The organism is uncultured Chryseobacterium sp. (assembly GCF_936933875.1).
In the GTDB taxonomy this organism is placed as follows: domain Bacteria; phylum Bacteroidota; class Bacteroidia; order Flavobacteriales; family Weeksellaceae; genus CAKZIK01.
This window is the reverse complement of the sequence record NZ_CAKZIK010000066.1, coordinates 1-25,394: the sequence shown is the minus strand read 5'-3', so window position 1 is coordinate 25,394 and position 25,394 is coordinate 1. Positions and strand designations below refer to the sequence as shown.

The window sequence follows — 25,394 nt, the reverse complement described above, 5'->3', positions numbered from 1 at the left end:
AGATGCATCTTTAAGGATATCGAATGTTTCAATATCATTTGGATTGATTAATGATAACGGATCCGCAGCTCCACTTACACCATTAAAATCCTGAGGTACACCGTCAATTACAATCAACGGAGAGTTGTTACCATTCAAAGAAGCTGTACCACGAACTCTAATTGTCGCACCAGCACCAGGAGCACCACTGTTGGTAGTAATCTGTACACCCGGAGTTTTTCCTTGAATTAACTGAGCTGGAGAGGTTGCCCCTCCATTGAAATCTTTAGAGGAAATAGAAGCAACCGAACCTGTAACATCAGACTTCTTTTGCTTACCATAACCAATCAGTACAACTTCTTCAATCTTGTTCTCTTTGGAACCGGTTGTGTCCGTTACCTGAGCATTCACCATTGTTCCTGCTAATAAAAAAGCCGGAGCAATTTTCAAAACTTTACTATAGTTTCTCACAAAAATAAAATTTAAGGATTAATATTCACTTTTATTTTTCAACTGAATAATGAAAATTCAGCGTTCTAATGTAAGCTTTTTTTCATCTTTTATTAAAATTATGATAAAATAGTTAATTAATTCTGATTTTAATCATATATTGCTTTCTTTCATAAATAATAACTTATTCATTATCAATAATTTAAATTTATATTGTATCACTGTGAGACTTTAACAAAATATTAAAAAGTTAAACTAATGTTTAGCATTTTTGACTCTTCAAATTACTTATTAATCAATTCTGCTCCCTAAAATGTTAACCTGGAGTTAATATTTACTTAATTTTTAATTCAAAATGATATCTCTTATCTTTGCAGCAAAATTTTAGAGAAGAAATGTCAGAAAGAAAAATGATTACGGCAGCTTTGCCTTACGCAAACGGTCCGGTTCATATTGGACATTTGGCGGGAGTTTATATTCCGTCCGATGTTTATGCGAGGTTTCAGAGAAGATTGGGAAAAGATGTTGCTTTCATTTGTGGAAGTGATGAACACGGCATTCCTATTACTATTCGTGCCAAAAAGGAAGATGTTACACCACAGGCTATTGTGGACAAATACCACGAAATCATTAAAAAATCTTTTGCTGATTTGGGAATTTCGTTCGATGAATATTCCAGAACTACCTCTAAGAATCATTACGAAGTAAGTCAGGATTTTTTTACTACACTATATAATAAGGACAAATTTACCGAAGAAGTTTCCGAACAGTATTTCGATGAACAGGCCAACGAATTTTTGGCTGACCGTTATATCGTAGGAACGTGCCCTAATTGTGGCAACGAAAACGCGTACGGTGACCAGTGCGAAAAGTGTGGCTCTACTCTTTCTCCATCAGAACTCATCAATCCGAAATCTGCGTTAAGTGGACATGTTCCGGTTTTAAAAGAAACCAAAAACTGGTACCTTCCTTTAAATGAATATGAAAACTTCCTGAATGAATGGATTATCGAAGGTCATAAAGACGATTGGAAATCTAACGTTTACGGACAGGTAAAATCCTGGTTAAATGATGGTTTGAAACCTCGCGCAATGACTCGTGATTTGAACTGGGGTGTTCCGGTTCCACTTCCCGATGCGGAAGGAAAGGTAATGTATGTTTGGTTTGATGCTCCGATTGGCTATATTTCTTTCACGAAAGAATGGGCTGAGAAAAACGGAAAAAACTGGAAAGATTACTGGCAAAGTGAAAATTCAGATTTAATTCATTTCATTGGCAAGGACAACATAGTTTTCCACTGTATTATTTTTCCTGCGATGATGAAGGCTCACGGAGATTACGTAATGCCGAAAAATGTTCCTGCTTTTGAATTTTTAAATCTTGAAAACGATAAAATTTCAACCTCGAGAAACTGGGCAGTTTGGGCTCATGAATATGTAGAAGAATTTCCGGGACAACAAGATGTTTTACGTTACGCGCTACTTTCTTCTGCTCCGGAAACAAAGGACAACAACTTCACGTGGAAAGATTTCCAGACCAAAAACAACTCAGAATTGGTAGGAATTTTTGGTAATTTTATCAATAGAGTTGTGGTTTTAATTCATAAATATTACGATGGCATTGTTCCTGAAGGAAATACAAATGCTGAAGAATTAAAGGAAATTAAAAAATCAGCCAAAGAAATCGAAATGTTTCTTGAAAACTTCGAATTTAGAAATGCCCTTTCTGCACTAATGAATTTGGCAAGATTTGGAAATCAGTTTCTTCAAACCGAAGAACCTTGGAAAACCATCAAAGATCAACCTGAAAAAGCTGCAAACTCTTTATTTATAGGAGCTCAAATTGCCGTAGCTTTAGCTCAGCTTTCAGAACCGTTTATGCCCTTCTCTTCAGAAAAACTGTTGAAAATGTTTAATACTGAAAAGAAAAACTGGCAGAACATTTCAGGAGTTTTAGTTGAAAGCGGACATCTAATCAACGAAGCGTCTCTTCTTTTCTCAAAAATTGAAGACGATGTAATTGATTTCCAAATTCAAAAATTAGAAAACACTAAGCAATCCAACAAAAAAACCAACCCTAACGCCAACCCAATGAAAGACGAAATACAGTTTGACGATTTCACGAAAATCGATTTAAGAACCGCAACAATCCTCGAAGCCGAAAAAGTGGAAAAAGCGGACAAACTGTTGAAACTGACTGTCGATACAGGCGTTGATGTAAGAACCGTAGTTTCCGGAATTGCTGAAAGCTTCACACCGGAAGAAGTTGTCGGAAAACAGGTGATGATTTTATTAAATCTTGCACCAAGAAAAATCCGTGGAATTGAAAGCCAGGGAATGTTGCTTTTAACAACCAAAGCCGATGGAAAATTGTCTTTTGTGACGCCTGATGAAAAAGTGGAAAACGGAATTGAGATTGGGTAAATAGATTCAAGAAACGAGAACCAATACACAAGACAAAAAAGATTTCAGAAAATTCTGAAATCTTTTTTTATTTTTATGGAATGAAAACTATCACTTCTTTTATTTTTCTGTTTTTCATTGCAATCTCGCTCCATCTTACAGGACAAAATACTGTCAACGAAAATATTCTTCAACGAAATTTCATTTCAAATTTTCTGGCCTACACAGAAGCCAATTATCTTCAGGAAAAGCAGAATTTGGATATTCCACAACAGATATCTTCTGATTTAATAAAGCTCAGAAAGCAATATGACGCAAAACTTCATCAAATTTTTCCGCCGACGCCCACTGAAAAAAATGCATTAAAAGAAGCTATAAAATCTTACTATTATTATTATCCCGATGTTAAGGATGTTCTTTTAAACCGCGGAAACCAATTTAACTTCACCGTTTCGGAAGAAGAAAAAACGGCAATCAACAACCAAATAACTGAAATTTGGAAAAGAATTCCGAATAAAACTTTTGAAAAAGCATCCAAAATTACCGATGAAATCAACCGCAAAAAATTTTTACTCACCGTGCCTTACGATTTTGAAATCTACCGAAAACTTTTCGACGAAAATGTAAGAAAAAGAACAGAAGTCATTAATTTTCTGCTTTGGAATATAAACTAAAAACGATGAGAAGAATAGACCAATTTTTTGCAGAATATTCTGAAAGCCATCAGAACCACACCAACAAAACCATCCACTGGATTTGCGTTCCGCTCATTTTCTTCAGCATTTTAGGATTGCTGTCATTAATTCCGGCGCCACATTTCTGCGCTCCTTATTATGGTTGCATCAGCTTGGCAAGTTTAATTATCATCGCTTTAGTTTCGGTGTATTATTTCAGTTTGTCATGGAGAATTGGACTGATTATGGTTTTCGTTATGCTTTTGCTGGAACATTTCGCTTACGCCATCAACATTCATTTTAAGGGAATTTCGCATTGGATTTACATCGGAATTTTTGTTTTGGCCTGGATTGGACAGTTTTACGGACATAAAATTGAAGGCAAAAAACCATCCTTCCTGAAAGATTTACAGTTTTTGTTGATTGGTCCAATTTGGTTGCTGCATTTTATTTTGAAAAAACTTGGTCTGAAATATTAAGCCTGCTTATTTAAAATTTTAAAAACATTCCCAATTTCATCAATTAAATCTGATGGAAGCATCGCTTCTTTCGAATGTTTTTCAGCTGCAAAATCTCCGGCTTTTCCATGCAACCAAACTCCGAAAATTGCTGCATTTTTCGAAGAATATTTTTGAGCTAAAAGCGAAGTAATCATTCCGGTTAAAACATCACCGCTTCCTCCTTTTGCCATTCCGGAATTTCCCGTGATATTATAGAAAACTTCTTTTTCGGGAGTGATGATTTGAGTATGATGGTCTTTCAGAACAATAAAAATTTTCAGTTCTGAAGCTTTCTGTTTTGCCAGTTCAAGTCTTTCAAACGAATTTTCAGAGGTACTGAAAAGTCTTTCAAATTCTTTCGGATGTGGTGTTATAATTGAGTTTTGGGGAATCAGCTTTAAATATTCTGAATCTTTGGAAATTATATTCAACGTATCTGCGTCGAGAACCAAAGGTTTTTTATAGTTGTTCAAAAAATCAATGAAATATTCTTCTGTTTCGGGATCAGTTCCTAAACCTGGTCCAATTCCACAAACAGCATCATTGGGAACTTCAAAACTGGAAATATAATCTTCACCTCCATACAAATACATCGCTTCAGGACAGGTCGTCTGCAAAATTTCATAGCCGCATTTCGGAGCTAATGAAAAAGTAAGTCCGCTTCCTGTTTTTAAGGCAGATTTTGTTGCTAAAACCGAAGCTCCCATTTTGCCAAAACTTCCACCAATAATTACACATTTTCCGTAAGTTCCTTTGTGCGAAAAATTTTGTCTTGGCTGGAATATTTGATGAATCATTTCTTCATCAATTACGAAATCATTCGTTGAAGTTTCTTCAATATATTCCTTGTTCAAGCCAATATCGAGAATATGAACTTCACCGCAGAATTTTCCGGTTTCGGGATGAAGAAATGCCTTTTTCCAAAACTGAAAACTCAAAGTATCTTCGGCTTGAAAAACAACTGAATCTTTTTCAAAGATATCATCTGAATAAAGTCCGGAAGGAATATCAATGGCAATTTTTTGAAATGGAAGATCATTTAAAAACAAAATGACATCTCTAATTTTACCCTCAATTTTACGGTTTAAACCGGAACCCAGCAAAGCATCAACAATCACCGTATTTTCTTTAAAGCTATAATTAAATGCATCTTCCAAAGACAATACATCAATTCCCGAAATCTCCTTGACTCTCTCGAAGTTATGTAAAGCATCATCAGAAAATTTCTGATTTTCGGATTCAATAAAAACATTCACGTCAAACCCTTTTTGATAAAGAATTCGTGCAATTGCAAATCCATCACCACCATTATTTCCCGAACCGCAGAAAACAGCAATTTCCGAATGATTTTTGAGGTGAGCAACCATCCAATCAACACAAACTTTTGCAGCCCTCTCCATCAGTTGAATAGATTCTACCGGTTTATGTTTTATTGTATAAGCGTCACAACTTCTTATTTGCGAAGCAGAAAAGATTTTCATCGAGTCCTTATTGATATTTAAAGTTACTATTATTTCACTTAATTTTTTTCTTAAATTAATAATGAACGCGGGTTAATTTTTTCATTTTTAGCCTAAATGAAACGTTTTTCTATTTATATTCATTACTTTTGTCGTGTTAAAAGAAATAAAAACATAAAATTATGGGATTTGTAAAAGAATTTAAAGAATTCGCATTCAAAGGGAATGTAATGGATTTAGCGGTGGGTGTTATGATTGGTGCCGCTTTTGGAAAAATCGTAACTTCTTTGGTGGAAGATGTAATTACTCCACTTTTATTAACTCCAGCTTTGAAGGCTGCCGGTGTTGACAACATTGCTGAATGGTCAGTAAATGGTGTTTTTTGGGGTAAATTTATTGCGGCTGTTATAAGCTTCCTTGCCATTGCAATGGTGTTGTTCTGGTTGGTAAAAGCTGCTAACAAAGTAAACAAACCAGCTGAAGTTGCTCCGGAAGGACCATCTTCTACTGACGTTTTGTTAGCAGAAATCAGAGATGAATTAAGAAAGAAATAATCTCTTCTCGATTAAGAAACCTAAAACCGGCGCGAACGAAGTTCGCGCCGGTTTTTTTTGCAAAATTTTTGCAAAAAAACTTCGCAGCAAAGCTGCGAAGTTTTCATATTTGGAGTAAAATAGTTTCTTATTGAATCTGAAGAATTGAACAGATTTGGTCTGCCAAAGAAAGACCGATTCTATCCTGTGCTTCCACTGTTGAAGCTCCTGTGTGAGGCGTTAAGGAAATTTTTTCGTGTGTTAAAATTTCTTTTGCCGGAGTGGGTTCGTTCATGAAAACATCCAAACCTGCAAATTTAACTTTGCCGGAATCCAACGCTTCAATTAAAGCATTTTCGTCGATAACTCCACCTCTGGAACAGTTCACAATCGCAACACCATTTTTCATTTTCGCAAATTCCGGAGCGCCAATCATATATCCTTCTTTTTGGGCAGGAACGTGAAGCGTAATGAAATCTGCATGCTTCAGAATATCTCCCAAAGGTTCAGTTTCAATATCTACGTTGATGTATTGGTTGTTGTAAAATTTTACTTTGATGCTTGCTTTTCCAACATTGTTATCTGCTGCAATAACGCGCATTCCCAAACCAAGTGCAATTCTTGCCACTTCCTGTCCAATGCGTCCCATTCCGATAATTCCGATGGTTTTACCGCGAAGTTCAATTCCTTTTTCGTAAGATTTTTTCAGTTTTGCGAATTCAGTATCGCCTACTACAGGCATTTTTCTGTTAGAATCCTGCAAAAATCTCACTCCGGAAAATAAATGTGCAAAAACCAATTCTGCCACAGATTCTGAAGATGCAGAAGGGGTATTGATGACATGAATTCCTTTAGAACGTGCATAATCAACATCAATATTATCCATACCAACGCCGCCTCTACCAATAATTTCAATGGAAGGACAGGCGTCAATCAATTCTTTTCTAACCTGAGTTGCACTTCTTACCAAAATCGTACGGATTTGGTTTTCGTTGATAAAATCAATTAAAAATTCCTGAGGAACTTTATCTGTAATTACCTCAAAACCTTTTGCTGTCAGAGCATCAATTCCCGATTGGTCTAAACCGTCATTCGCTAATATCTTCATCATTTTTTAATCTTTAAAAACTTCAATGGTGACTTGTTTTTCCACCATATCTGTAAATTTTCCTTTATATCTTGTTGCTTTTACCAAATGATTATCGATCCAGTGATAATTTCCGCCTCTTGGTTTTCCACATAAAACACTGTGGTATTTAAAACCGTTTTTATCCAGCCAATCGATGGTGATTTGCTTCAAATTTTCGGTTCTGGAAGTAAAAAAACAAATAATGTGTCCCTGATCGTACCATCTGTTAATAGTTTCCAACGCATCCGGATAAGGCTCACAAGTGACCATTCTTTCCGGTTCTTCATTAGGTACATCATCTGTAATGGTACCATCGATATCAATTAAATAATTCTTCACACCACCCTTCAACATTGGGCTCAGATGATCTTTATATTCTAGTTCCATTTCATCATTTTTTCAAGTGGCAAAATTACGAATTTTCATTGGTTTACAGCGCATTAAATTTTGGTTAAGTATGATTTCCAAATTCCATTCCACAGTATTTGATGATTCGTTTGAAACTGCTTCACAAAAAATTTTACCATTATTTTTTTAAAGCTTAAATTTGTGAAATATGGAAGAAAACGTGGTATTGGTTTCAGAAAACGACGAAGTTCTGGGATTAATGGAAAAAATGCAGGCTCATCAAAACGGAATTCTGCACCGTGCTTTTTCGGTTTTTTTATTTAATACCAATGGCGAAATGCTTTTGCAGAAGCGCGCAGCCGGAAAATACCATTCTCCCAATCAGTGGACTAATGCCTGTTGTTCTCATCCAAAACCGGGCGAAACTTATCTTGAAGGTGCAAACCGAAGAATTTCTGAAGAACTCGGAATTCAAACAACACTAACCAAAAAATTCCATTTTATTTACAAAGCAGACGTTGGACAAAATCTTTGGGAGCACGAACTCGACCACGTATTCACAGGAAATTTTGAGGGAGAATTTCATTTGAATCCAAAAGAAGTTTCCGAAGTGCGTTATATTTCTATGGATAATCTCGAAAAAGAGATGAAAAACAATCCTGAAAACTTTACAGAATGGTTTAAAATTATTCTGGAAGAATACAGACACCACCTTTAAAATCAATAAAAAGTAAAAAAAATATGAGCGACAAAAGAACAGCTTTATACGACAAACACGTTTCGTTAGGTGCGAAAATGGTGCCTTTTGCAGGTTTCGAAATGCCTGTGCAATATACAGGAGTTACCGAAGAACATTTTGCAGTACGCGAAAAGGTTGGAATTTTCGATGTTTCGCACATGGGACAGTTTTTCATTGAAGGTCCTTCAGCGAAAGATTTGCTGCAATTTGTAACGACGAACAATGTTGATACCCTTGAAAACGGAAAAGCGCAATATTCATGTCTTCCTAACGGAAACGGCGGAATTGTTGACGATTTAATTGTTTACAAAATGGAAGACGAAAAATATTTTGTGGTGGTCAACGCTTCCAATATTGATAAAGACTGGAATCATATTTCAAAATACAATGAAAAATTTGGGGCGAAAATGACGAATGCTTCGGATGAAATGTCATTGATTGCCATTCAAGGTCCGAAAGCTACAGAAACGCTTCAAAAATTAACGGATACGAATCTTTCTGAAATTCCGTACTATCATTTCACCGTGGGTTCTGTTGCAGAAGTTTCTGACGTCATTATTTCCAACACAGGCTATACAGGAAGCGGCGGTTTTGAAATTTACTTCCGAAATGAAAGTGCCGAAAAATTATGGAATGAACTGACAAAAGCCGGAGAGGAATACGGTTTAATTCCTTGCGGATTGGCTTCAAGAGATACTTTGAGACTCGAAAAAGGATTCTGTCTCTACGGAAATGATATTGATGACACCACTTCTCCTATTGAAGCCGGATTAGGTTGGATTACCAAATTCGAAAAAGATTTTGTGGATAAAGAACTTTTTGCAAAGCAGAAAGAAGAAGGAATTACTAGAAAATTGGTTGGTTTCGAAATGCAGGAAAGAGCGATCCCGAGACATGATTATCCGGTTGTGGATGCGGAAGGCAATGTGATTGGAAAAGTAACATCCGGAACGATGAGTCCTATGAAAAATATCGGAATCGGAATGGCTTATGTGGACAAACCTAACTTTAAATTAGGTTCTGATATTTTTATCCAAATCAGAAACAAGAATATTGCTGCGAAAGTGGTAAAAATGCCGTTCGTATAATAATTTTAGAATAGGTTTTACTGAATAATAATTTCGGGCGGCGCTTCGCGCCGCCCGAAATTATTTACCTCAAATGCTGATAGCAGTAATCATTTCCTATTGCTGTATAATGTTTGCACCGTGTACCCTTTTTTGTGGTTCCTCTGCAACGGTTTTTTGCATTAGTGCCCTGAACTTTTTTTGTTGGAGAAATCAATCCGTAAACAGTTCCGGAAGGTGGATGACAAATGCTGCAAGGAGTAAGTCCGATACTTCTGGCTTTCGAAACACTTAAAGAATTGGAGACATTCTTCACCATTCTACAACTTGCTAAATGAAATTTCGTACCCGATGGTGTTCTATACACCGTTTGAGCAAAAGTTCCACTCCAGAAAAGAATCAATAAAAAAGTAAATATCTTCATTATTTTACGGCAAAAAATTCCTGCAAAGCGGCAACATTCTTCCTGTCGTTCCCAACAAAAATTTCCTCATCTGTTATGAAAACAGGTCTTTTCAGAAAAGTATAGTGGTCGAGCAAAAGCTTTTTGAAGTCTTTCTCTTTTAAACTTTTCACATCAATTCCTCTCGATTTAATCTGTGTGGATTTTTTACTGAAAAGCGCTTCGTAAGATTTGGTTTTCTTGTGCATTTCAGCCAATTCTTCTTTGGTAATGGGTTCGGTTTTAATTTCGCGAAGCTCCCAATCAGATAAATCAAACTGTTTTAGAATTTTCAGACAGGTATCGCAGGTTTTAAGATAAAATACTTTTTTCATGTGGTAAATTTAAGCATAGAAAACAAAAAACCGGTCCTTTTCAGGAACCGGCTTTCATTTAATCTGTTAACTTTTAGTTAGGAATAACCAAAACCTGACCCGGATAAATTTCATCCGCATCTTTTAGCATTGGTTTATTAGCTTCAAAAATCTTGTTGTACTGGTTCATATCGCCGTACATTTCTTTAGCAATTTTCGAAAGAGAATCTCCACTTTCAACAGTGTAATATCTCGCTTCCGGTTGTGCAGGAGCAGCAACCTCTACTGGAGCTGGTTTCACAGTCATGTTGTCTGTAACACCGTCAATACCCTCTACATTCCCTGCAGACACATAAATTTTGTTTTTTTCTTCCCAGTTTTTGGCTTCACCAGCAATTGTTACTTTATCATTAGCAACGGTAAATGTTAAACCGGAAACATCGAAACCATATTTTGCAACGTGATCTCTTACTTTTTGTGCCTGTTCTTCCGGAGTTTCTCCTCCACCAAAAATTTTAGCACCTACGTTTTTTAGAAATGATCCTAAACCCATTTTTTAATAATTTTTTGTGTTAATATTCTTTTATAAAATTAAAAAATTCAGAAAAAATAATGTGTTAATCTTCCGTTAAAGTTTTGATAATTTTCTCTCTTAAAAATTAATGATTTAAGTTTTCTCTCATTTAAAACACTAAATTTGATTAAAAGAAAATTTATGCAGACAAAAACAGTTTTTCAGTTTATTTCGGAACCGAGTGATGTTAACTACGGCGGAAATGTACATGGCGGAAGTGTGATGAAATGGATTGACCAAGCTGGTTATGCGTGTGCAAGTTCTTGGAGCAGCAGTTATTGTGTTACCGTTTACGTTGGTGGAATTCGTTTTTATGAACCTATTAAAATTGGACATATTGTAAAAGTGGAAGCTGAAGTAATTTACACCGGAAATACAAGTATGCACATTGCCATCAATGTTTTTTCACGAAATATTAAAAGGAAGGAATTCGAGAAGAAAACGCACTGCATCATCGTTTTTGTAGCTGTTGATGACGAAGGAAATTCTATGCCGGTTCTTAAATATGTTCCCGAAACCGACGCAGAAAAACAGATGGAGCAATATGCGATAAAGCTCATGGATTTACGCAAGAAAATTGAAGACGAAATGAAACCGTTCCTTTAAAAAACCAAATATGCAACGCCGCACTTTTCTTACAATCTCTTCATGGACTAATCCTTTAGATAGCTTGAAAATAAGCAGAGACTATCTTCGAAATAAAAACTTCTAAAAAACGAAAAATCCAGAATGTTTCTGGATTTTTCAGTTAAAATATAAATAAAGGATTCGGTTCTGAAATTGTTTGATAAAGATAATTATTATATGCAAAACATACAAACATAATTGGTGATAAAAAAACACCTTTCATCAACTGAAAGGTGTTTTTAATTTATTTAATTTAAAGAACTATCTCGCAATATTTACTGCTCTTGTCTCACGAATCACCGTAACACGAACTTGTCCCGGATACGTTAATTCATTCTGAATTTTTTCAGAAATGTCATAAGACAGCTGTGCAGACTGTTCGTCGTTCACTTTTCCGCTTTCTACCATAACACGAAGTTCTCTTCCGGCTTGAATAGCGTATGCTGAAGATACACCGTCAAAACTTAAAGCAGCCGCTTCCAAATCTTTCAGTCTTTGGATATAAGATTCCAAAACCTGTCTTCTTGCTCCCGGTCTTGCTCCGGAAATCGCATCCGCAACCTGAATAATAGGAGAAAGCAAAGACGTCATTTCCACCTCATCGTGGTGAGCTCCAATTGCGTTAACAACTTCAGCATTTTCACCAAATTTTTCAGCCCACTGCATTCCTAAAAGTGCGTGAGGAAGTTCTGATTCCTGCTCCGGAACTTTTCCGATATCGTGAAGAAGACCAGCTCTTTTCGCTAATTTTACATTTAAACCTAACTCTGCAGCCATTGTCGCAGCGATATTGGCTACTTCTCTTGAGTGCTGAAGAAGGTTTTGCCCATAAGAAGAACGGAATTTCATTCTACCCACAATTTTCACCAATTCCGGGTGAAGACCGTGGATTCCTAAATCGATAATCGTTCTTTTACCCACTTCGATGATTTCTTCCTCGATTTGTTTTCTTGTTTTTTCAACAACTTCTTCAATTCTGGCAGGGTGAATTCTTCCGTCGGTAACCAATCTGTGCAATGAAAGTCTTGCTACTTCCCTTCTTACAGGGTCGAAACACGACAACAAAATAGCTTCCGGAGTGTCATCAACTATAATTTCAACGCCGGTTGCAGCTTCTAAAGCACGAATATTTCTACCTTCTCTACCGATAATTCTACCTTTAATTTCGTCCGATTCAATATTAAAAACTGAAACCGAATTTTCAATCGCCTGTTCTGTACCAATTCTCTGAATAGTTTGAATAACGATTTTTCTTGCTTCATTTTTAGCATTCAGTTGCGCTTCTTCCATAATGCTCTGAACGTGAGCCTGAGCTTTGGTTTTCGCTTCTGCGCGCATTGCTTCTACCAATTCGTTCTTTGCATCTTCTGCAGAATAGTTGGCGATTTTTTCGAGCATTTCCACTTTTTGTGCTGTTGCTACATCAAGTTCTTGCTGTTTTTTCTCCAGGATTTCATGCTTTTTACGGTAATCTGCGATTTGTTTGTCCAAATCTTTTTCCAATTTTCCGGCTTTGCTCAGCTCGTCATTAAGTTTATGTTCTTTATCCTTAATGCGTTTTTCTGATTCCTGCATTTTCTTTTCTCTGCTCTGAATGTCTGCGTCGTGCTGAGATTTCAGTTCAAGAAATTTTTCTTTTGCCTGTAGTTGCTTTTCCTTTTTAATGGATTCTGCCTGTACATTGGCCTTTTCTATAAGGTTTTCGGCATTTTTCTTCGCGTCCTGTATAATAAATTTGGCTTTAGAATTCAGGGAACTTTTCGAAAAAATCATCCCTAAAATTGCACCAATTACAAGACCAACGATACCGATAATAATAGCGGTTGCTGTCATATATATTGAGTTAAGTTTTAATATTCTTTTTAAGCTGGAAGCTGGAAGCATGAAGAACGAAGTTCCTTTCAACCATATATTTCCAATGTTTATATTAATTATGTCTTCAAACTTAGGGCTTAGCTTATGCTCCAAGCCTTAGACACAAAAAAACCTACAACAGTTCAGTGATATAGAGTAAACTCCTAATCTACACGATTTGAACTGATTTCCATTTTCTGTAATCCGAGCAAGTCGGCGCGCCATCAAATGAACTTTCGTCCGGCAATTGTTTAGCGTTGAGTTTACCTGTAATGTGTTAGAACTATTGTAGGCAGTTTTTATCGGAAAAGAAAAATCTACTTTTCCAGCTCTTCCAAAAGCTGATTGATTTTCATTAACCGATCTGTGGATGCGTTTATATTCTTTTCATTGTTCAACTGGAAAACTTCCGCATTGGTACCTAATTTTAAGGCACACATTGCCAAAGCATCCTGTTTATCTCGTACATCAAAGCTTGCTTCAAAATCTTTTATCATCGCATCAATTTGTTTTCCAACTTTACGCAGTGTTTCTTCCTCTGCTGCAGGGACATTTAACGGATACGTTCTTCCGGCGATAGTGATGGTAATTCTTCTTACTTCCATTATAAGCCGCTGTTTTGAAGCTGTGCAATGCAGGTATCCACTTCTTTAATCAAACGGTTGATATAGTTTTTCATCAAACGGTTGTGATCCGGATTTCCCGATATTGCAGCGTGTAATTTTATATTTTTGTGCTCTTCTGCTAATTCCTGACTTTTTTTTCTTTCAACATCATATTTCTCCTTCATTTCCTCAAACTCTTTGGACATTTCCGCATAATTTTCGGAGAGGGTTTCGTAGTCTTTTTTCAACTTCAGAATCCTCTTCTCCAACAGCGTAAAATTGCTTTCTAAATCGTTGAGCATTTCAGGTTTTTAATTCTAACTATTGCAAAAATATAAAAATAAGTATTGTTATCCACAAATTTTCCGCAATTATTTTCCTGCATAAACATAAAAAAAGAGCGAAACTTTGTAACGCTCTCAATTATAATATTTTAAATAAATTTTTTATTCAAATTTAAGCACAAACATCAATGCTCTGGTTTGTGCAGTAGAAATTGCAGCTGCCCAATAAGGTGGCGTTTCTGCATTGTCTTTCACGATTTCATTATTCGTCATGAATGTTCCTCTGAAACCCGGAGTTAATTTAAATCTGCTGAAATAAAACTGAATTCCGGCTTCTACACTCCATCCAAAGTTATGGGTTGTTGTTCTGAAAATTCCCTGCTGATTATCGTCTGAACTTTTCTGATTGCTCTGAAGGTTAACCAAATAATTCACACCAGCTGCAGCATAAGGACGGGAATTGTACCATCTGTCTCCATGAATTTCCAGCATCAACGGGACATCAATATAAGTTGATTTCACGGTTCTGTTCGTGTCCGCATCGGTTAAAGTAAGCGGTGTAAAAGGTTCATTGGTAGTTGTTCCGGCTGCGTATTGTGAATTTTTTTGGGTATTAAATTTTAAATCTCGCTGTACAAACTGTAAACCCGGCTCTAAACGAAGATCGAAAGTTTCATTCAGCCTCAATTTTCCAATTAAGCCGGCTCCGAAACTATAGGAAGATTTGGTTTCTACAAGATTGTGAAGTTTATCATCACTCATTCCGTATTTCGGATCCAAAACAAGTTTGTAATCGTAATTATTGGCTGCGAGGAAAAAACCGTAGCTGAACAGCTGTTCATCCATTCCTTCCATGTTGTCCATTCTGTCTTTTGTACGAAACTGTGCATTCGACATAAATGAAACTCCAAAAGCCGCAATAAGCGATATTTTCAACAAAAATTTACCCATTATTTGGTTGCTTTATAAATCGTGGCAATGCCTAAACTTAATTTCTTGTATTCTACTTTTTTGAAACCTGCCTGCAAAAGAATATTCTTCATTTTTTCTCCGTAAGGAAAGACATTTACAGAATCCGGAAGGTAAGTATATGCTCTGTTGTCTTTAGAAACCAGTTTACCAATTTGCGGTAAAATATTTTTAAAATAAAACATATAAAACGGTCCCAAAAAGCCTTCAACCTTAGAAAACTCCAGGATATAAACGCTTTTGTTTTCTTTTACTACCCTTCTTAGTTCTGCTAAACCTTTGGTAAGGTTTTCAAAATTTCTTACTCCAAATGCAACGGAAACCGCATCGAATTTATTATCCTCAAAAGGAAGATTTTCCGCATCACCCTTCATCATCGAAATTTTCGAATCCAAGTTAAGCTTATTTATTTTTTCAATCCCAACATTCAACATTTGCTGCGAAAGATCCAAACCAGTTATCTGAGCCTGTGTTCCTTTCTGAACTGCAATCGCCAAATCTCCGGTTCCTGTTGCAACATCCAAAACTTCTTTCGGCTGGTCTTTGTTCATCCATTTCACCAAAGTATTTCTCCACAAAACATCAATTTTCATGGAAAGAACGTGGTTCAGCAAATCGTATTTCGGTGCAATGTTGTCGAACATATCCTCTACCTGGCTTTTTTTGCTGGCGTCGGAATTATATGGGGTAACGTTACTCATCTTAAAATTTATAATATTCTTTGTAATAGTTCAGAAAATCCTGCTTTCTGAATATTTTTGTTCTCGATTCTATTTTGTCGATATTTTTAATCATTTTATCATACTCTTCATCCACATTATAATAGAAATCGTCGGTATATAATTTATTGAAAAGTTTTGGGTTTCCTAAATAAAGTTTACCATCAATATTAGTTTGAGGCGTACTCTGCAAAAGAGAATCTTTTTTGATGTTGTATCCGTAATACTGTCTGTTTACGTAATAATCGCTGTGTGAAATGTTAATTAATCCGCGAATTTTATTCACCTGGAATGCAGAATCGAAAAGCTGTTTTTTAGTTTCATCAAAAACTTTAATGCTGTTCTTCCCTTCTTTCATTTCTACTTTTACGGTTTGTCCGGCGGAAATTACATTCTCTTCTCCGTTATTAATTTTGAAATAATAAGTTTTGGGAGTAGGATTATCTACAACATAATAGTTTTTTTTAGCCAAAAACAGAAAGTAAATCCCAAATGCCAAAATAGCTGCTAAAAGTGCAATGATAAACCCTGAAACTGCGGGATTTTTTTTCATAAAACGATCTAAATAAATTTCTGCAAATTTAACAATATTTTTCGTTCCACCTCATTTGATATCAATTACATATTAATTCTTAACTTTGCCCTTAAAATTTTCAAAAACAAACATGCCAAATACTGTAATTATCGGTTCAGGAAGTTACATTCCGGAAAACATTGTGGACGGTTCCGCTTTTATGGATTCTGTTTTTTATGATGACAACCATGTCCATATCGATAAACCTAATGAAGAAATTGTAAACAAATTCATTGAAATTACCGAAATTGAAAGAAGACGATACGCGAATGAAGAAGATTACAATTCCGACCTTGCTTACAGAGCTTCTGCAATTGCCATAGAAGATGCAGGAATAGATAAAGAAAACCTTGATTATATTATTGCAGCAACCAATTTTGGTGATGTTGACAACAATGGAATTCAGAATTTCATGCCTTCGCTTTCAGCAATGGTGAAAAATAAACTGGACATTAAAAATCCAAACTGTGTTAATTACGACATGATTTTCGGTTGTCCGGGTTGGGTGGAATCTATGATTTTGGCGGATATTCTCATTAAATCCGGAAGAGCAAAAACAATTTTGGTCGTTGGTTCTGAAACTTTGAGCCGCGTAACCGACCCATACGACAGAAATAAAATGATTTTTGCAGACGGAGCGGGTGCTGTCGTTGTAAAAGCAACGGACGATACTTCGGTTGGAATGATTGCAGACTCAACGCTTTGCTTCAACAATGAAGAAATCTGCTATCTGGAAAACTCACATTCTTTGAATCCGGATGCGGACCAAACTAAGAAATACATCAGAATGAGAGGCAGGAAAATTTATGAATTTGCCTTGAAAAATGTTCCGGATGCCATTAAAGCAACCATTGAAAAAGCAGGTTTGGATATTTCCGACATTCATAAAATCTTAATTCATCAAGCAAATGCGAAGATGGATTATGCGATTATCTCAAGACTTTTCAAACTGTACGGAATTTCGGATGTAGATCACGCAGTTTCTCCGATGACCATTCAGGAATTTGGAAATTCTTCAGTTGCAACTGTACCTACAATGTACGATTTAATCGCAAAAGGAAAAATGGAAGGACACAGCTTCGAAAGCGGAAAATACATCATTTTCACGTCGGTTGGAGCCGGAATGAACATCAACGCAATTGTTTATAAAATTCCTTAATAATAAACTATAAAAACATTTCAAAAGCACAATAACTTAGGTTTTGTGCTTTTTTATATTAAAAACACGATGCAAAAGAACCTACTCATCATCACCGGAATTATTTTCCTGCTCGAATTTTACGTTTATCAGGCGTTTAAAACAGTTACTAACAACAATATTCTGCGAATTGCCTATTGGATTGTTACGTTCGCGGTTTACGGATTTTTCGTTTATGAAGTTTTGAATTTTAAACGTTCGGACAGAGATCACCACCGGATTCAGACTGTTTTTTCTGTATTCCTTATCTTCCTGATTCCGAAATTTTTTGTAGTACTGTTTCTTTTGATGGACGATATCACAAGATTATTCCGATACAGTTTCAACTTTTTTGCAAAACCTGAATCTTACTTCCCTGAAAGACGAAAATTCCTGAGTTTAATAGGCTTAGGAATCGCCGGATTATTTTCCGCCATGATTATCGACGGGATTACTTTTGGAAAATACAGACACCGTGTTCGCAAAGTAAAACTGAAAATTAAAGGACTTCCCGCAAGTTTTAAAGGCTATAAAATTGTACAGATTTCCGATGTGCACAGCGGAAGTTTTTTCCATCCCGAAAAATTGGAACATGCTGTAAAACTCATTAATGAACAAGGTGCAGATTTAGTATTGTTTACGGGAGATATGGTGAATAATTTCGCTGAAGAATTCAAACCTTTTGTTCCGTTATTTTCATCCATTAAATCTAAAGACGGAAAATTTTCGGTTCTTGGAAACCACGATTACGGCGATTATGCGGAGTGGAGTTCAGCCGCAGAAAAAGCTCAAAACATTCCAAAGCTCATTGAATTTGAAAAGCAGGCTGGTTTTGAAATGCTTCGCAACGAACATCGTGTTATCGAAAAAAACGGCGAAAAACTTTACCTTTTGGGTGTAGAGAATTGGGGCGAAAAGCCTTTTCCACAGTACGGAGATTTAAATAAAGCTTCCGCCGGAATTCCTGCAGAAGCTTCAAAAATATTGATGAGTCACGACCCAACTCATTTTGACAGAGTGGTGAAAATGCATCCTTCGAATGTTCAGTTAACCCTTTCCGGACACACCCACGGAATGCAGTTTGGGTTGGATTTGAAAAATGTGCGTTGGTCTCCTGTACAGTACCGCTACAAAAAATGGGCAGATTTGTACGAAAGCGAAGGAAAATATCTTTATGTAAACCGCGGTTTCGGCGTTATAGGCTATCCGGGAAGAGTTGGCGTATTGCCGGAAATTACTTTGTTTGAGCTGAGTTAAAGAACAATCCTCGACAACCTTTATAAAACTATTTTTTATAATAATCTCCGGCTAAACTTGCACCGCCACCACAAAAGTAATTTAATGCCAATCTATCTTCAAATTTCGAAGTAAATACTTCAGCTGTTTTATCCTTAAATAAAATCGTCATCGTCCCTTTTAAATCTTTATTGATGGTTTTTAAATCAACATCAATCTTATTATTTACTAACTTTCCTTTGCCCTCAAAAGTACACCCTTTCACAGCACCGGTAAATGAAATTTTTACTGAATAAATACTGTCATTTTCAGATTTCAATTCCAGAATTTGGTTGTATCCTTTTCCGCTTGCGTTGGTGTTATAGGTACCGTTCAACTGAGCCGGCGTATGTGCTTTTACTTCTTTAAAAATATAATTTTTGGCTAATTCTCCGCTTACTTCTTTCTTATCAGCATCCAATCTCACCAAGGTTTTGTTGGGTTTTACCAGATAATATTCTTTGGGCGAATTTGGGATGGACACTTCAATAATGTCATCATTCTTTGTCCAGGTACCATACTCGTTTTCAGAAGTACCGTCGCTGTCTAAATACGATGTACTTTTAACCGCTTTATTGTCTTGTTGGAAGGTAATATAGGTTTCGATTCCCATACAATCTGCGCAAGGCAATGTTGCCGCGTAGATTCCTGAGGAAAAATCATTATTCTGCTGCGCCTCTGTTCTTGTCTGCTCTTTATTTGCAGTTTCAACGGTTGATTTACTGTCGCTACACGAAACAAAAATGGTGGTTAGTGCTGCTACGGTTAAAAATTTAAATGTGTTCATTATTTTTTTTTTGATTAATTTAAAATGTTCGATGACCTAATTAAATATTCTACAATAACGTTTAAGACCTTGCGGAGTACTAAAATAGAAGAATTTGAAGTAATTATCTTTGATGTAAGCATAAATTTACATCGAAAAGCTGCTGTTATCGTTGCAGGCGAATTCCAATAGTGCAAAAAATAACAAACTTAATTTTTGGTCGCTTAACTACTCGCACAACTTTGCAAAGATCAATTAAAAAAGGCTACAACTGAAGTACAAAAAAGAGACCATTCTAGAGGTCTCTTCAGTATTTTTAAAAATTTTTTAGGATTAACCTGGAATGTTGGAAACTAAAGAAGGTTTCGTTTAATAGAAGTTACTTTGTCAGCTTTAGGAACGAGCCAAACTTTGCTTTTCTTTCTCCAAAATCATATACTGATGATAAAGCAGTGGTTCTTCGAGATTTTCGAGTTCTTCTTTGGATAAAACCCGATAATTGATTTTAAAGGTTTTTTTCTTTGCAGTTTCCAGTGAAAATCCGCCTACTCCGAAACCGTCGCTAACATCAAGTTCGAAATGGTTGTATTTCCAGTATTCATATAAATCGTGATCCACCCAAAAATAAAAATCTAGAACAGTACCGATGCATACATCCTTTGTTCGCGGATAATAATGTCCTTTGCGAAAACATTGTGGCTGGGTACCTTCGCAGCAGCCACCTGCTTGATAAAACATCAAATCTCCAAATTCTTCGGAGAGTTCTTTGATCAGTTCCAAAGCTTTTGGGGTTGCGGAAAGTCGCTGTGTATTGTTCATTATTACTTATTTTTAGGGTGAATAATTTTTCATTTAAAAGAAAAAAAAGGCGGATTTTTTTGAGAAATCCACCTTTGTTCAATTAGAAGAATCCTAATTTTTCTTTGCTGTAAGAAATTAGCATATTCTTGGTTTGGCGGTAATGATCCAGCATCATCTTGTGATTCTCTCTACCAATTCCCGACAGTTTGTAACCTCCGAAAGGTGCACCTGCAGGATAAGAATGGTATTGATTCACCCAAACTCTTCCTGCTTGGATTGCTCTTGGTACTTGGTACAATTGGTGAGCATCTCTGGTCCAAACTCCGGCTCCTAAACCATAAATGGTATCGTTTGCGATCGCGATCGCATCTGCTTCATCCTTGAAAGTGGTTACCGCAAGTACGGGTCCGAAGATTTCTTCCTGGAAAACTCTCATTTTATTGTGACCTTTCAATAGGGTTGGCTGGATGTAGTAGCCGTTTTTCAATTCGCCTTCCAATACATTAGCGTCGCCACCTGTCAGCACTTCGCAACCTTCTTCTTTACCAAGGTTGATATAGCTAAGGATTTTGTCGTACTGGATTTTCGAAGCCTGCGCACCGATCATTGTAGAAGTATCGAGAGGATTTCCTGCTTTAATGGCTTTAACACGTTCTACCACTCTTTCGATGAATTTGTCAGCAATGCTTTCCTGTACCAGTAATCGGGACGGGCAAGTACAGATTTCACCTTGGTTTAAAGCAAATAATACGGCTCCTTCCAACGCTTTGTCGAAGAAGGCATCGTCTTCATCCATCACTGATTCGAAGAAAACGTTTGGTGATTTACCTCCCAATTCCAAAGTTACCGGAATGATGTTTTCAGTAGCATATTGCATCACCAGTCTTCCTGTTGCGGTAGAACCCGTGAAGGCTGCTTTTGCCACTTTTTTGTTGGTAACCAGGGCATGACCTAATTCTCCTCCAAAACCATTTACAATATTCACGACTCCCGGTGGAAGCAAATCACCGATGATTTCCATCAATACCAAAATTGAGATTGGAGTACTTTCAGCCGGTTTCAGTACCACACAGTTTCCTGCTGCCAAAGCTGGAGCAAGTTTCCATACAGCCATCAGAATCGGGAAATTCCAAGGAATAATTTGAGCAATCACTCCTAAAGGTTCATTCACAATTAAGGAAACCGTATCGTTGTCTAATTCCATTAAAGAACCTTCTTCAGCTCGAATGACGCCGGCGAAATATCTGAAATGGTCAATCGCCAAAGGAATGTCGGCATTCAGGGTTTCGCGAACTGGTTTTCCATTGTCCATGGTTTCTACCACTGCAATTTTTTCCAGGTTAGCTTCCATGCGATCCGCAATTTTAATGAGGATGTTGCTTCTTTCGGTTACCGAAGTTTTTCCCCAAGTTACGAAAGCCGCTTCCGCGGCATTTACTGCCATTTCCAAATCCTGTTCGTTGGAGTGTGCTGCTTGGCCCATCACTGTTCCATCCAATGAGGTGATTACATCAAAATATTTTCCACTTGCGGGTGGAGTCCATTGTCCGTTAATGTAGTTGTCGTACTTTTCTTTCAGTTGTACTCTGCCGTAAACTTTTGAACTCATTGTTGATTTGTTTAATAATTAAAATTAATCATTGTGTGATGAATAGAAAAGTTAATATTTGTTAATTATTTAAAAGTTCCACAATGGAGGTAGCCATACCTTCCTAATTATTTTTAAAAGTTATGGTACATGGCTGCTTTTTTTAAATTTAGGGTATTAATATTAATGTCAAGAAAAAAACAATGAAAAAATCAAGATTTACAGAAGCGCAAATTTTAAAGGTGCTGCAAAGCCAGTGACCTTGTGCGCTGCCGATTTCCATTAGATGGGTTTTACTGCCCTTTTGCTTATTTCAGATACTTTTCCATTAATAGTGATTCGGAGATAGATAGGCGCTTCGCCTTGGTAATTGGCTTTTGCTTTTCTAACAGAGAAAAGCAGGTTGAAAGTCTGGTTCATTTTGTGGTGACATTTAAGAGATACATAGAGCGAATACCCATTCCTTCTTTTGTTAAAAGGACAATTTTCTTATTGATTCCCTCTTTACAAGCAACATTATCGTAGTCAAGTACGCTTGTTTTTTGCAACCCGAACATTGGTATCTCTGTTTTCCTCTTGATGTTTTTCCGTATTTAATGAATTTGGAATTTTCACCAACACATCTGGAACACGTGTAGATTTTGAGTTTCATATTTTATGTTTTTTGGTCTAAAAATAAATATGCTGACCTCTTGGACAGCATAAATTTGACCTACTCGCAATAAAAAACTTGCTTGATGCCTTATCAATAATAGGTTTCAACACTTTTGGAACATTACCTAAAAATAATGCATAATCTCGTTTTTAAATAGAAAACATTTGTAAATCTGAAGAATATTTTATTATTTAATGAAAAAAAACTGGTAATTCACTAATAAGTGTACGTCTGTGAGCTGGCAATAACCGGTAACTACTCTATCTAAATTTAGCAATTGATTTTTGAATGAGCTCTCTATTAGAATCACTTACTCCAAAATTCTTAGACAAGCTCTCCCAATTGGCAAGAGCAGAATAAGTTTGCTCAAACACATCATCTATGAATTCTTTTGACAACTTGGCTTCCAAACCTAGTTTGATCAGATGTTTGCTGCTGATGTTTTTCCCTTCACCCATTACCATTGTGCTCTGTTCGCCACCTGGTCCGTTGGAGAAGGTAAGGTCATAAGCAGGGGACAATTTCCATTCGCCAAATTCATTCATCAGAAATGAAAAATTCTTTGCATGATCATCCCTGTTGTTTGCCATTACATTAAAAACTGCCAACCTGAACATTTTTTCAACCTCCCGAATGTCTTTAGTTAGAACACCCGTTAATGATAATAAATCTTCATAATCAAGCGACGGAAACCTAAAATTGCTGTGAATCAATCCGCTCACCGTATGCATGTGCAGTCGTTTGTTTCCATCTCTGTCAAATCGTTTTACGGAAAAATACCCGCTGCCTTTTTGTGATCGAAATAGATGAACATAAGGCATTTCTATTCCCGCATTTGATGCCATTAATGCATAAACATATTCCATAGCTCCCGAATCGTTACCATCTTGTGTATTTGGAAATTTTACAATCCAATGTTCGAAACCATCACTTAACTGATTTACTCCGTGAACTATATTTTTTCTTTCGGCATCCAAGCCAATCAATGCTTTTGGCCTTGCTCCTGCAGAAGATCCATTTAAGGCTAAAAGTTCATTAATAACTTCTATGGATTCACCTTCCAAAATATTTTTGGTTTGAGCAGCTAAATCGTCTAAATCAATTATTCCACTGCCGTCATTTGGACTTTGATCTGGAGCATAAACCAAAGCCCCCATTCCATTTAAACCGACATACGCTAAACGATCGAGAGGAGAGACTTCGGACGGAGAAACACCTTGAGAACGAAGCATCCGATCAAAAAGTAATCTTCCCCAACCATCTGGCAAACTGTCGTTGAAAACCCCTGCTAATCCTTCAAACGGATCTTTTGGGAGCTCAACTACGCCGCTCTGTAAAGGAAGTTTTAGAGGGGAAATCTCTAAATTACTTTGTCGAAATTCTTCATCAAATTCAAAATAGATGATACCATTACGAATTGCCAACCGCCCGACTGATTGAACTCCAGAACCAAAGTTCAATCCTACTTTTATTTCTTTAATTGTAGTTTTCATTTTCTACTACCTCTTTTTTTAAAAGGTTTTTCTTCTGAATTTAGCACATCGTCAATGGATTTAAAATGCTGTTCTTTGGGTTTAAGTGCATCAGCCATTTCTTCTAAACCGCCAACAACGGAAAGAAGCTTTAAAAACGAATCTAAAGAAATTAATCCTTTCTGTTCAAACTTTCTGAGCGTTGATATAGGAACTCCTGATCTTTCCGACAAACCTTCCTGCGTTAGATTCATTTGTAGCCTTCTATCACGGATATTTTGGACAATTTGCTTCTGTATTTTCGATAAAGAAATAAATAACATTATAGTAATATTTGTTTGTATTTCAGCACAATAAATAACATTATTGTATTACAAATATACTAAATAAATAAAGAAGCTTTCTCTTTTTACTGTAATTATCATTCATTTTTATGAAGAGAATAAGTTTTAATAAATTGCATGTGTAATTCTTACTTAACTATTGTGCAATTTTTAGTTTATAGCGTTGTACTATTTTTAGTTTTAAGTGCTTTATTTCTTATTTTAAGATTTTAAGAATAATTTATCAATCCTGTAAAAAGTAGTCTTGCTAATTTTCGCTTGTGCATACGCTTTATTAATTGGAATATTTTTACTCTCGTAGAGATGTTTTGCAAGGCGGAAGATTTTCCTGAAGAATTGAAAAGATCGGTTGAATATATCAATTTTATTAGACCACATCCTGCCCATCTTATTTGTACGCCAGATGAAATACATTGTAACCCAGAACTAAAAAATGTAAAACCTGTTTTAGAGAAGGTAAATTATGCCCGAATAGCAAAAAATAAAGCATTTTTATGTGAAAATAACTGTAAGTAAGTAAGTACAAAATAGATAGAAATCTGATTTGTAGGACAATTTATTTTTAAGAAATACTGGTAATTTTTGCGAAACATTCTTCTCTCTTTTCAAAGGAAGATAAATTAAAAAGAAATCTTCCTCATACGAAAATTCGCATGAGGAAGATTGGAAAATATTATATTTGCAAATACCTATATAACAATAGTTTACAATATAAAACATACATTTAAAAAGAAGAGGTTTAAACTATTGGCTTTTAGACGTAGCCGGGCATAGGTCACTGAAAAGGTCACTGCACACACTCGAAAAAAATCCAAAATTTGGTCTGAAAAAATCATTTTAAAATCAATTTTCGGTCGCTCGTTTGGATTTTTTCCAGTGACCTATTTTTGAAACCGAAATAGGTCACTGAATAGGTCACTAAAATTATGTGCGAATTTGTTACTCTTTGATATCAGCATAAAAAGAAAAATGCCGTAAAACCTATGTTTTACAGCATTTTGTACTATTTTGATTTAACAGTTGCGATCCGGACGGGACTCGAACCCGCGACCTCCGCCGTGACAGGGCGGCAT

Annotated in this window: 28 protein-coding genes; 9 read left to right on the top strand and 19 right to left on the bottom strand. The window is 36.2% G+C overall.

From position 1 onward, the window contains the following. A partial coding sequence (locus Q0252_RS09010; protein WP_297985469.1) for a TonB-dependent receptor plug domain-containing protein occupies positions 1–450 on the bottom strand: 450 nt, incomplete at its 3' end. Between the two features lie 374 nt (positions 451–824). Here Q0252_RS09010 and metG point away from each other — a divergent pair. The 3 genes from metG (at position 825) to Q0252_RS08995 (ending at position 3,984) form a co-directional block, all read left to right on the top strand. Then, on the top strand, positions 825–2,852 hold the full coding sequence (gene metG, locus Q0252_RS09005) for a methionine--tRNA ligase (RefSeq protein ID WP_297985467.1): 2,028 nt from the start codon (positions 825–827) through the stop codon (positions 2,850–2,852). An 80-nt stretch (positions 2,853–2,932) separates the two neighbouring features. Beyond that, on the top strand, positions 2,933–3,505 hold the full coding sequence (locus Q0252_RS09000) for a hypothetical protein (RefSeq protein ID WP_297985466.1): 573 nt from the start codon (positions 2,933–2,935) through the stop codon (positions 3,503–3,505). Between the two features lie 5 nt (positions 3,506–3,510). After that, on the top strand, positions 3,511–3,984 hold the full coding sequence (locus Q0252_RS08995) for a DUF962 domain-containing protein (RefSeq protein WP_297985464.1): 474 nt from the start codon (positions 3,511–3,513) through the stop codon (positions 3,982–3,984). Here the strand turns inward: Q0252_RS08995 and Q0252_RS08990 are convergent. After that, entirely contained in the window at positions 3,981–5,486 is a 1,506-nt protein-coding gene (locus tag Q0252_RS08990) for an NAD(P)H-hydrate dehydratase (RefSeq protein ID WP_297985463.1), read from the bottom strand. The two genes, Q0252_RS08995 and Q0252_RS08990, sit on opposite strands and share 4 nt — an antisense overlap. Positions 5,487–5,647: 161 nt before the next feature. Between Q0252_RS08990 and mscL the strand changes: the two genes are divergently transcribed. After that, positions 5,648–6,019, top strand: a complete 372-nt coding sequence (mscL, locus tag Q0252_RS08985) for a large conductance mechanosensitive channel protein MscL (protein WP_297985461.1) — start codon at positions 5,648–5,650, stop codon at positions 6,017–6,019. Positions 6,020–6,146: 127 nt separating this feature from the next. Here mscL and Q0252_RS08980 read toward each other — a convergent pair whose 3' ends face one another. Together Q0252_RS08980 and Q0252_RS08975 are read right to left on the bottom strand one after the other, a co-directional pair. Continuing rightward, a complete protein-coding gene (locus Q0252_RS08980) occupies positions 6,147–7,106 on the bottom strand; it encodes a D-2-hydroxyacid dehydrogenase (protein WP_297985471.1) in 960 nt (319 codons plus the stop codon). A gap of 6 nt (positions 7,107–7,112) precedes the next feature. Further along, complete coding sequence (locus Q0252_RS08975) at positions 7,113–7,514, bottom strand: phosphoheptose isomerase (protein ID WP_297985459.1); 402 nt, start codon at positions 7,512–7,514, stop codon at positions 7,113–7,115. A 169-nt stretch (positions 7,515–7,683) separates the two neighbouring features. Between Q0252_RS08975 and idi the strand changes: the two genes are divergently transcribed. Together idi and gcvT are read left to right on the top strand one after the other, a co-directional pair. After that, the gene (gene idi, locus Q0252_RS08970) at positions 7,684–8,193 is read left to right on the top strand and encodes an isopentenyl-diphosphate Delta-isomerase (RefSeq protein WP_297985458.1); all 510 of its coding nucleotides are present in this window, start codon (positions 7,684–7,686) and stop codon (positions 8,191–8,193) included. Positions 8,194–8,216: 23 nt separating this feature from the next. Then, positions 8,217–9,302, top strand: coding sequence for a glycine cleavage system aminomethyltransferase GcvT (gcvT, locus tag Q0252_RS08965; protein WP_297985457.1), 1,086 nt, complete (start codon positions 8,217–8,219; stop codon positions 9,300–9,302). 64 nt (positions 9,303–9,366) lie between these two features. Here gcvT and Q0252_RS08960 read toward each other — a convergent pair whose 3' ends face one another. From Q0252_RS08960 to lysM, 3 genes are all read right to left on the bottom strand, one after another. Further along, the gene (locus Q0252_RS08960) at positions 9,367–9,705 is read right to left on the bottom strand and encodes a hypothetical protein (protein ID WP_297985456.1); all 339 of its coding nucleotides are present in this window, start codon (positions 9,703–9,705) and stop codon (positions 9,367–9,369) included. Then, a complete protein-coding gene (locus Q0252_RS08955; protein ID WP_297985455.1) occupies positions 9,705–10,058 on the bottom strand; it encodes an arsenate reductase family protein in 354 nt (117 codons plus the stop codon). Before Q0252_RS08955 ends, Q0252_RS08960 begins: the two co-directional genes overlap by 1 nt. Before the next feature lie 73 nt (positions 10,059–10,131). Then, positions 10,132–10,590, bottom strand: coding sequence for a peptidoglycan-binding protein LysM (gene lysM, locus Q0252_RS08950; protein WP_297985454.1), 459 nt, complete (start codon positions 10,588–10,590; stop codon positions 10,132–10,134). 162 nt (positions 10,591–10,752) lie between these two features. Between lysM and Q0252_RS08945 the strand changes: the two genes are divergently transcribed. After that, positions 10,753–11,217 carry an acyl-CoA thioesterase gene (locus Q0252_RS08945; RefSeq protein WP_297985453.1) on the top strand — a complete coding sequence of 155 codons (465 nt, stop codon included), beginning with the start codon at positions 10,753–10,755 and terminating at the stop codon, positions 11,215–11,217. Positions 11,218–11,499: 282 nt separating this feature from the next. Here the strand turns inward: Q0252_RS08945 and rny are convergent, their stop codons facing one another. The 6 genes from rny to Q0252_RS08915 form a co-directional block, all read right to left on the bottom strand. After that, positions 11,500–13,071 carry a ribonuclease Y gene (gene rny, locus Q0252_RS08940; RefSeq protein ID WP_297985452.1) on the bottom strand — a complete coding sequence of 524 codons (1,572 nt, stop codon included), beginning with the start codon at positions 13,069–13,071 and terminating at the stop codon, positions 11,500–11,502. A 338-nt stretch (positions 13,072–13,409) separates the two neighbouring features. Further along, entirely contained in the window at positions 13,410–13,697 is a 288-nt protein-coding gene (locus Q0252_RS08935) for a cell division protein ZapA (RefSeq protein WP_297985451.1), read from the bottom strand. Continuing rightward, positions 13,697–13,999, bottom strand: coding sequence for a hypothetical protein (locus Q0252_RS08930; protein WP_297985449.1), 303 nt, complete (start codon positions 13,997–13,999; stop codon positions 13,697–13,699). Before Q0252_RS08930 ends, Q0252_RS08935 begins: the two co-directional genes overlap by 1 nt. A 144-nt stretch (positions 14,000–14,143) precedes the next feature. Then, positions 14,144–14,932 carry a porin family protein gene (locus Q0252_RS08925; RefSeq protein ID WP_297985447.1) on the bottom strand — a complete coding sequence of 263 codons (789 nt, stop codon included), beginning with the start codon at positions 14,930–14,932 and terminating at the stop codon, positions 14,144–14,146. Further along, on the bottom strand, positions 14,932–15,651 hold the full coding sequence (gene ubiE / locus Q0252_RS08920) for a bifunctional demethylmenaquinone methyltransferase/2-methoxy-6-polyprenyl-1,4-benzoquinol methylase UbiE (protein ID WP_297985445.1): 720 nt from the start codon (positions 15,649–15,651) through the stop codon (positions 14,932–14,934). Before ubiE ends, Q0252_RS08925 begins: the two co-directional genes overlap by 1 nt. A gap of 1 nt (position 15,652) precedes the next feature. Beyond that, positions 15,653–16,222 carry a hypothetical protein gene (locus Q0252_RS08915; RefSeq protein WP_297985444.1) on the bottom strand — a complete coding sequence of 190 codons (570 nt, stop codon included), beginning with the start codon at positions 16,220–16,222 and terminating at the stop codon, positions 15,653–15,655. Between the two features lie 112 nt (positions 16,223–16,334). Between Q0252_RS08915 and Q0252_RS08910 the strand changes: the two genes are divergently transcribed. After that, on the top strand, positions 16,335–17,402 hold the full coding sequence (locus Q0252_RS08910; protein WP_297985443.1) for a 3-oxoacyl-ACP synthase III family protein: 1,068 nt from the start codon (positions 16,335–16,337) through the stop codon (positions 17,400–17,402). Between the two features lie 69 nt (positions 17,403–17,471). Further along, positions 17,472–18,677: a metallophosphoesterase gene (locus Q0252_RS08905; protein ID WP_297985442.1), complete on the top strand. Its 1,206-nt coding sequence runs from the start codon at positions 17,472–17,474 to the stop codon at positions 18,675–18,677. Positions 18,678–18,705: 28 nt separating this feature from the next. Here Q0252_RS08905 and Q0252_RS08900 read toward each other — a convergent pair whose 3' ends face one another. From Q0252_RS08900 to Q0252_RS08875, 6 genes are all read right to left on the bottom strand, one after another. Beyond that, positions 18,706–19,482, bottom strand: a complete 777-nt coding sequence (locus tag Q0252_RS08900; RefSeq protein ID WP_297985441.1) for a copper resistance protein NlpE — start codon at positions 19,480–19,482, stop codon at positions 18,706–18,708. A gap of 372 nt (positions 19,483–19,854) precedes the next feature. Continuing rightward, on the bottom strand, positions 19,855–20,280 hold the full coding sequence (locus tag Q0252_RS08895) for a DUF779 domain-containing protein (RefSeq protein ID WP_297985440.1): 426 nt from the start codon (positions 20,278–20,280) through the stop codon (positions 19,855–19,857). A gap of 82 nt (positions 20,281–20,362) precedes the next feature. Further along, complete coding sequence (locus Q0252_RS08890) at positions 20,363–21,871, bottom strand: aldehyde dehydrogenase family protein (RefSeq protein ID WP_297985439.1); 1,509 nt, start codon at positions 21,869–21,871, stop codon at positions 20,363–20,365. Positions 21,872–22,132: 261 nt separating this feature from the next. Continuing rightward, positions 22,133–22,270, bottom strand: a complete 138-nt coding sequence (locus Q0252_RS08885) for an Arm DNA-binding domain-containing protein (protein ID WP_297985438.1) — start codon at positions 22,268–22,270, stop codon at positions 22,133–22,135. Positions 22,271–22,765: 495 nt separating this feature from the next. Continuing rightward, positions 22,766–23,998, bottom strand: coding sequence for a type II toxin-antitoxin system HipA family toxin (locus Q0252_RS08880; RefSeq protein ID WP_297985437.1), 1,233 nt, complete (start codon positions 23,996–23,998; stop codon positions 22,766–22,768). Further along, positions 23,995–24,300, bottom strand: a complete 306-nt coding sequence (locus Q0252_RS08875) for a helix-turn-helix transcriptional regulator (RefSeq protein ID WP_297985436.1) — start codon at positions 24,298–24,300, stop codon at positions 23,995–23,997. Before Q0252_RS08875 ends, Q0252_RS08880 begins: the two co-directional genes overlap by 4 nt. Positions 24,301–25,394: the final 1,094 nt, after the last annotated feature.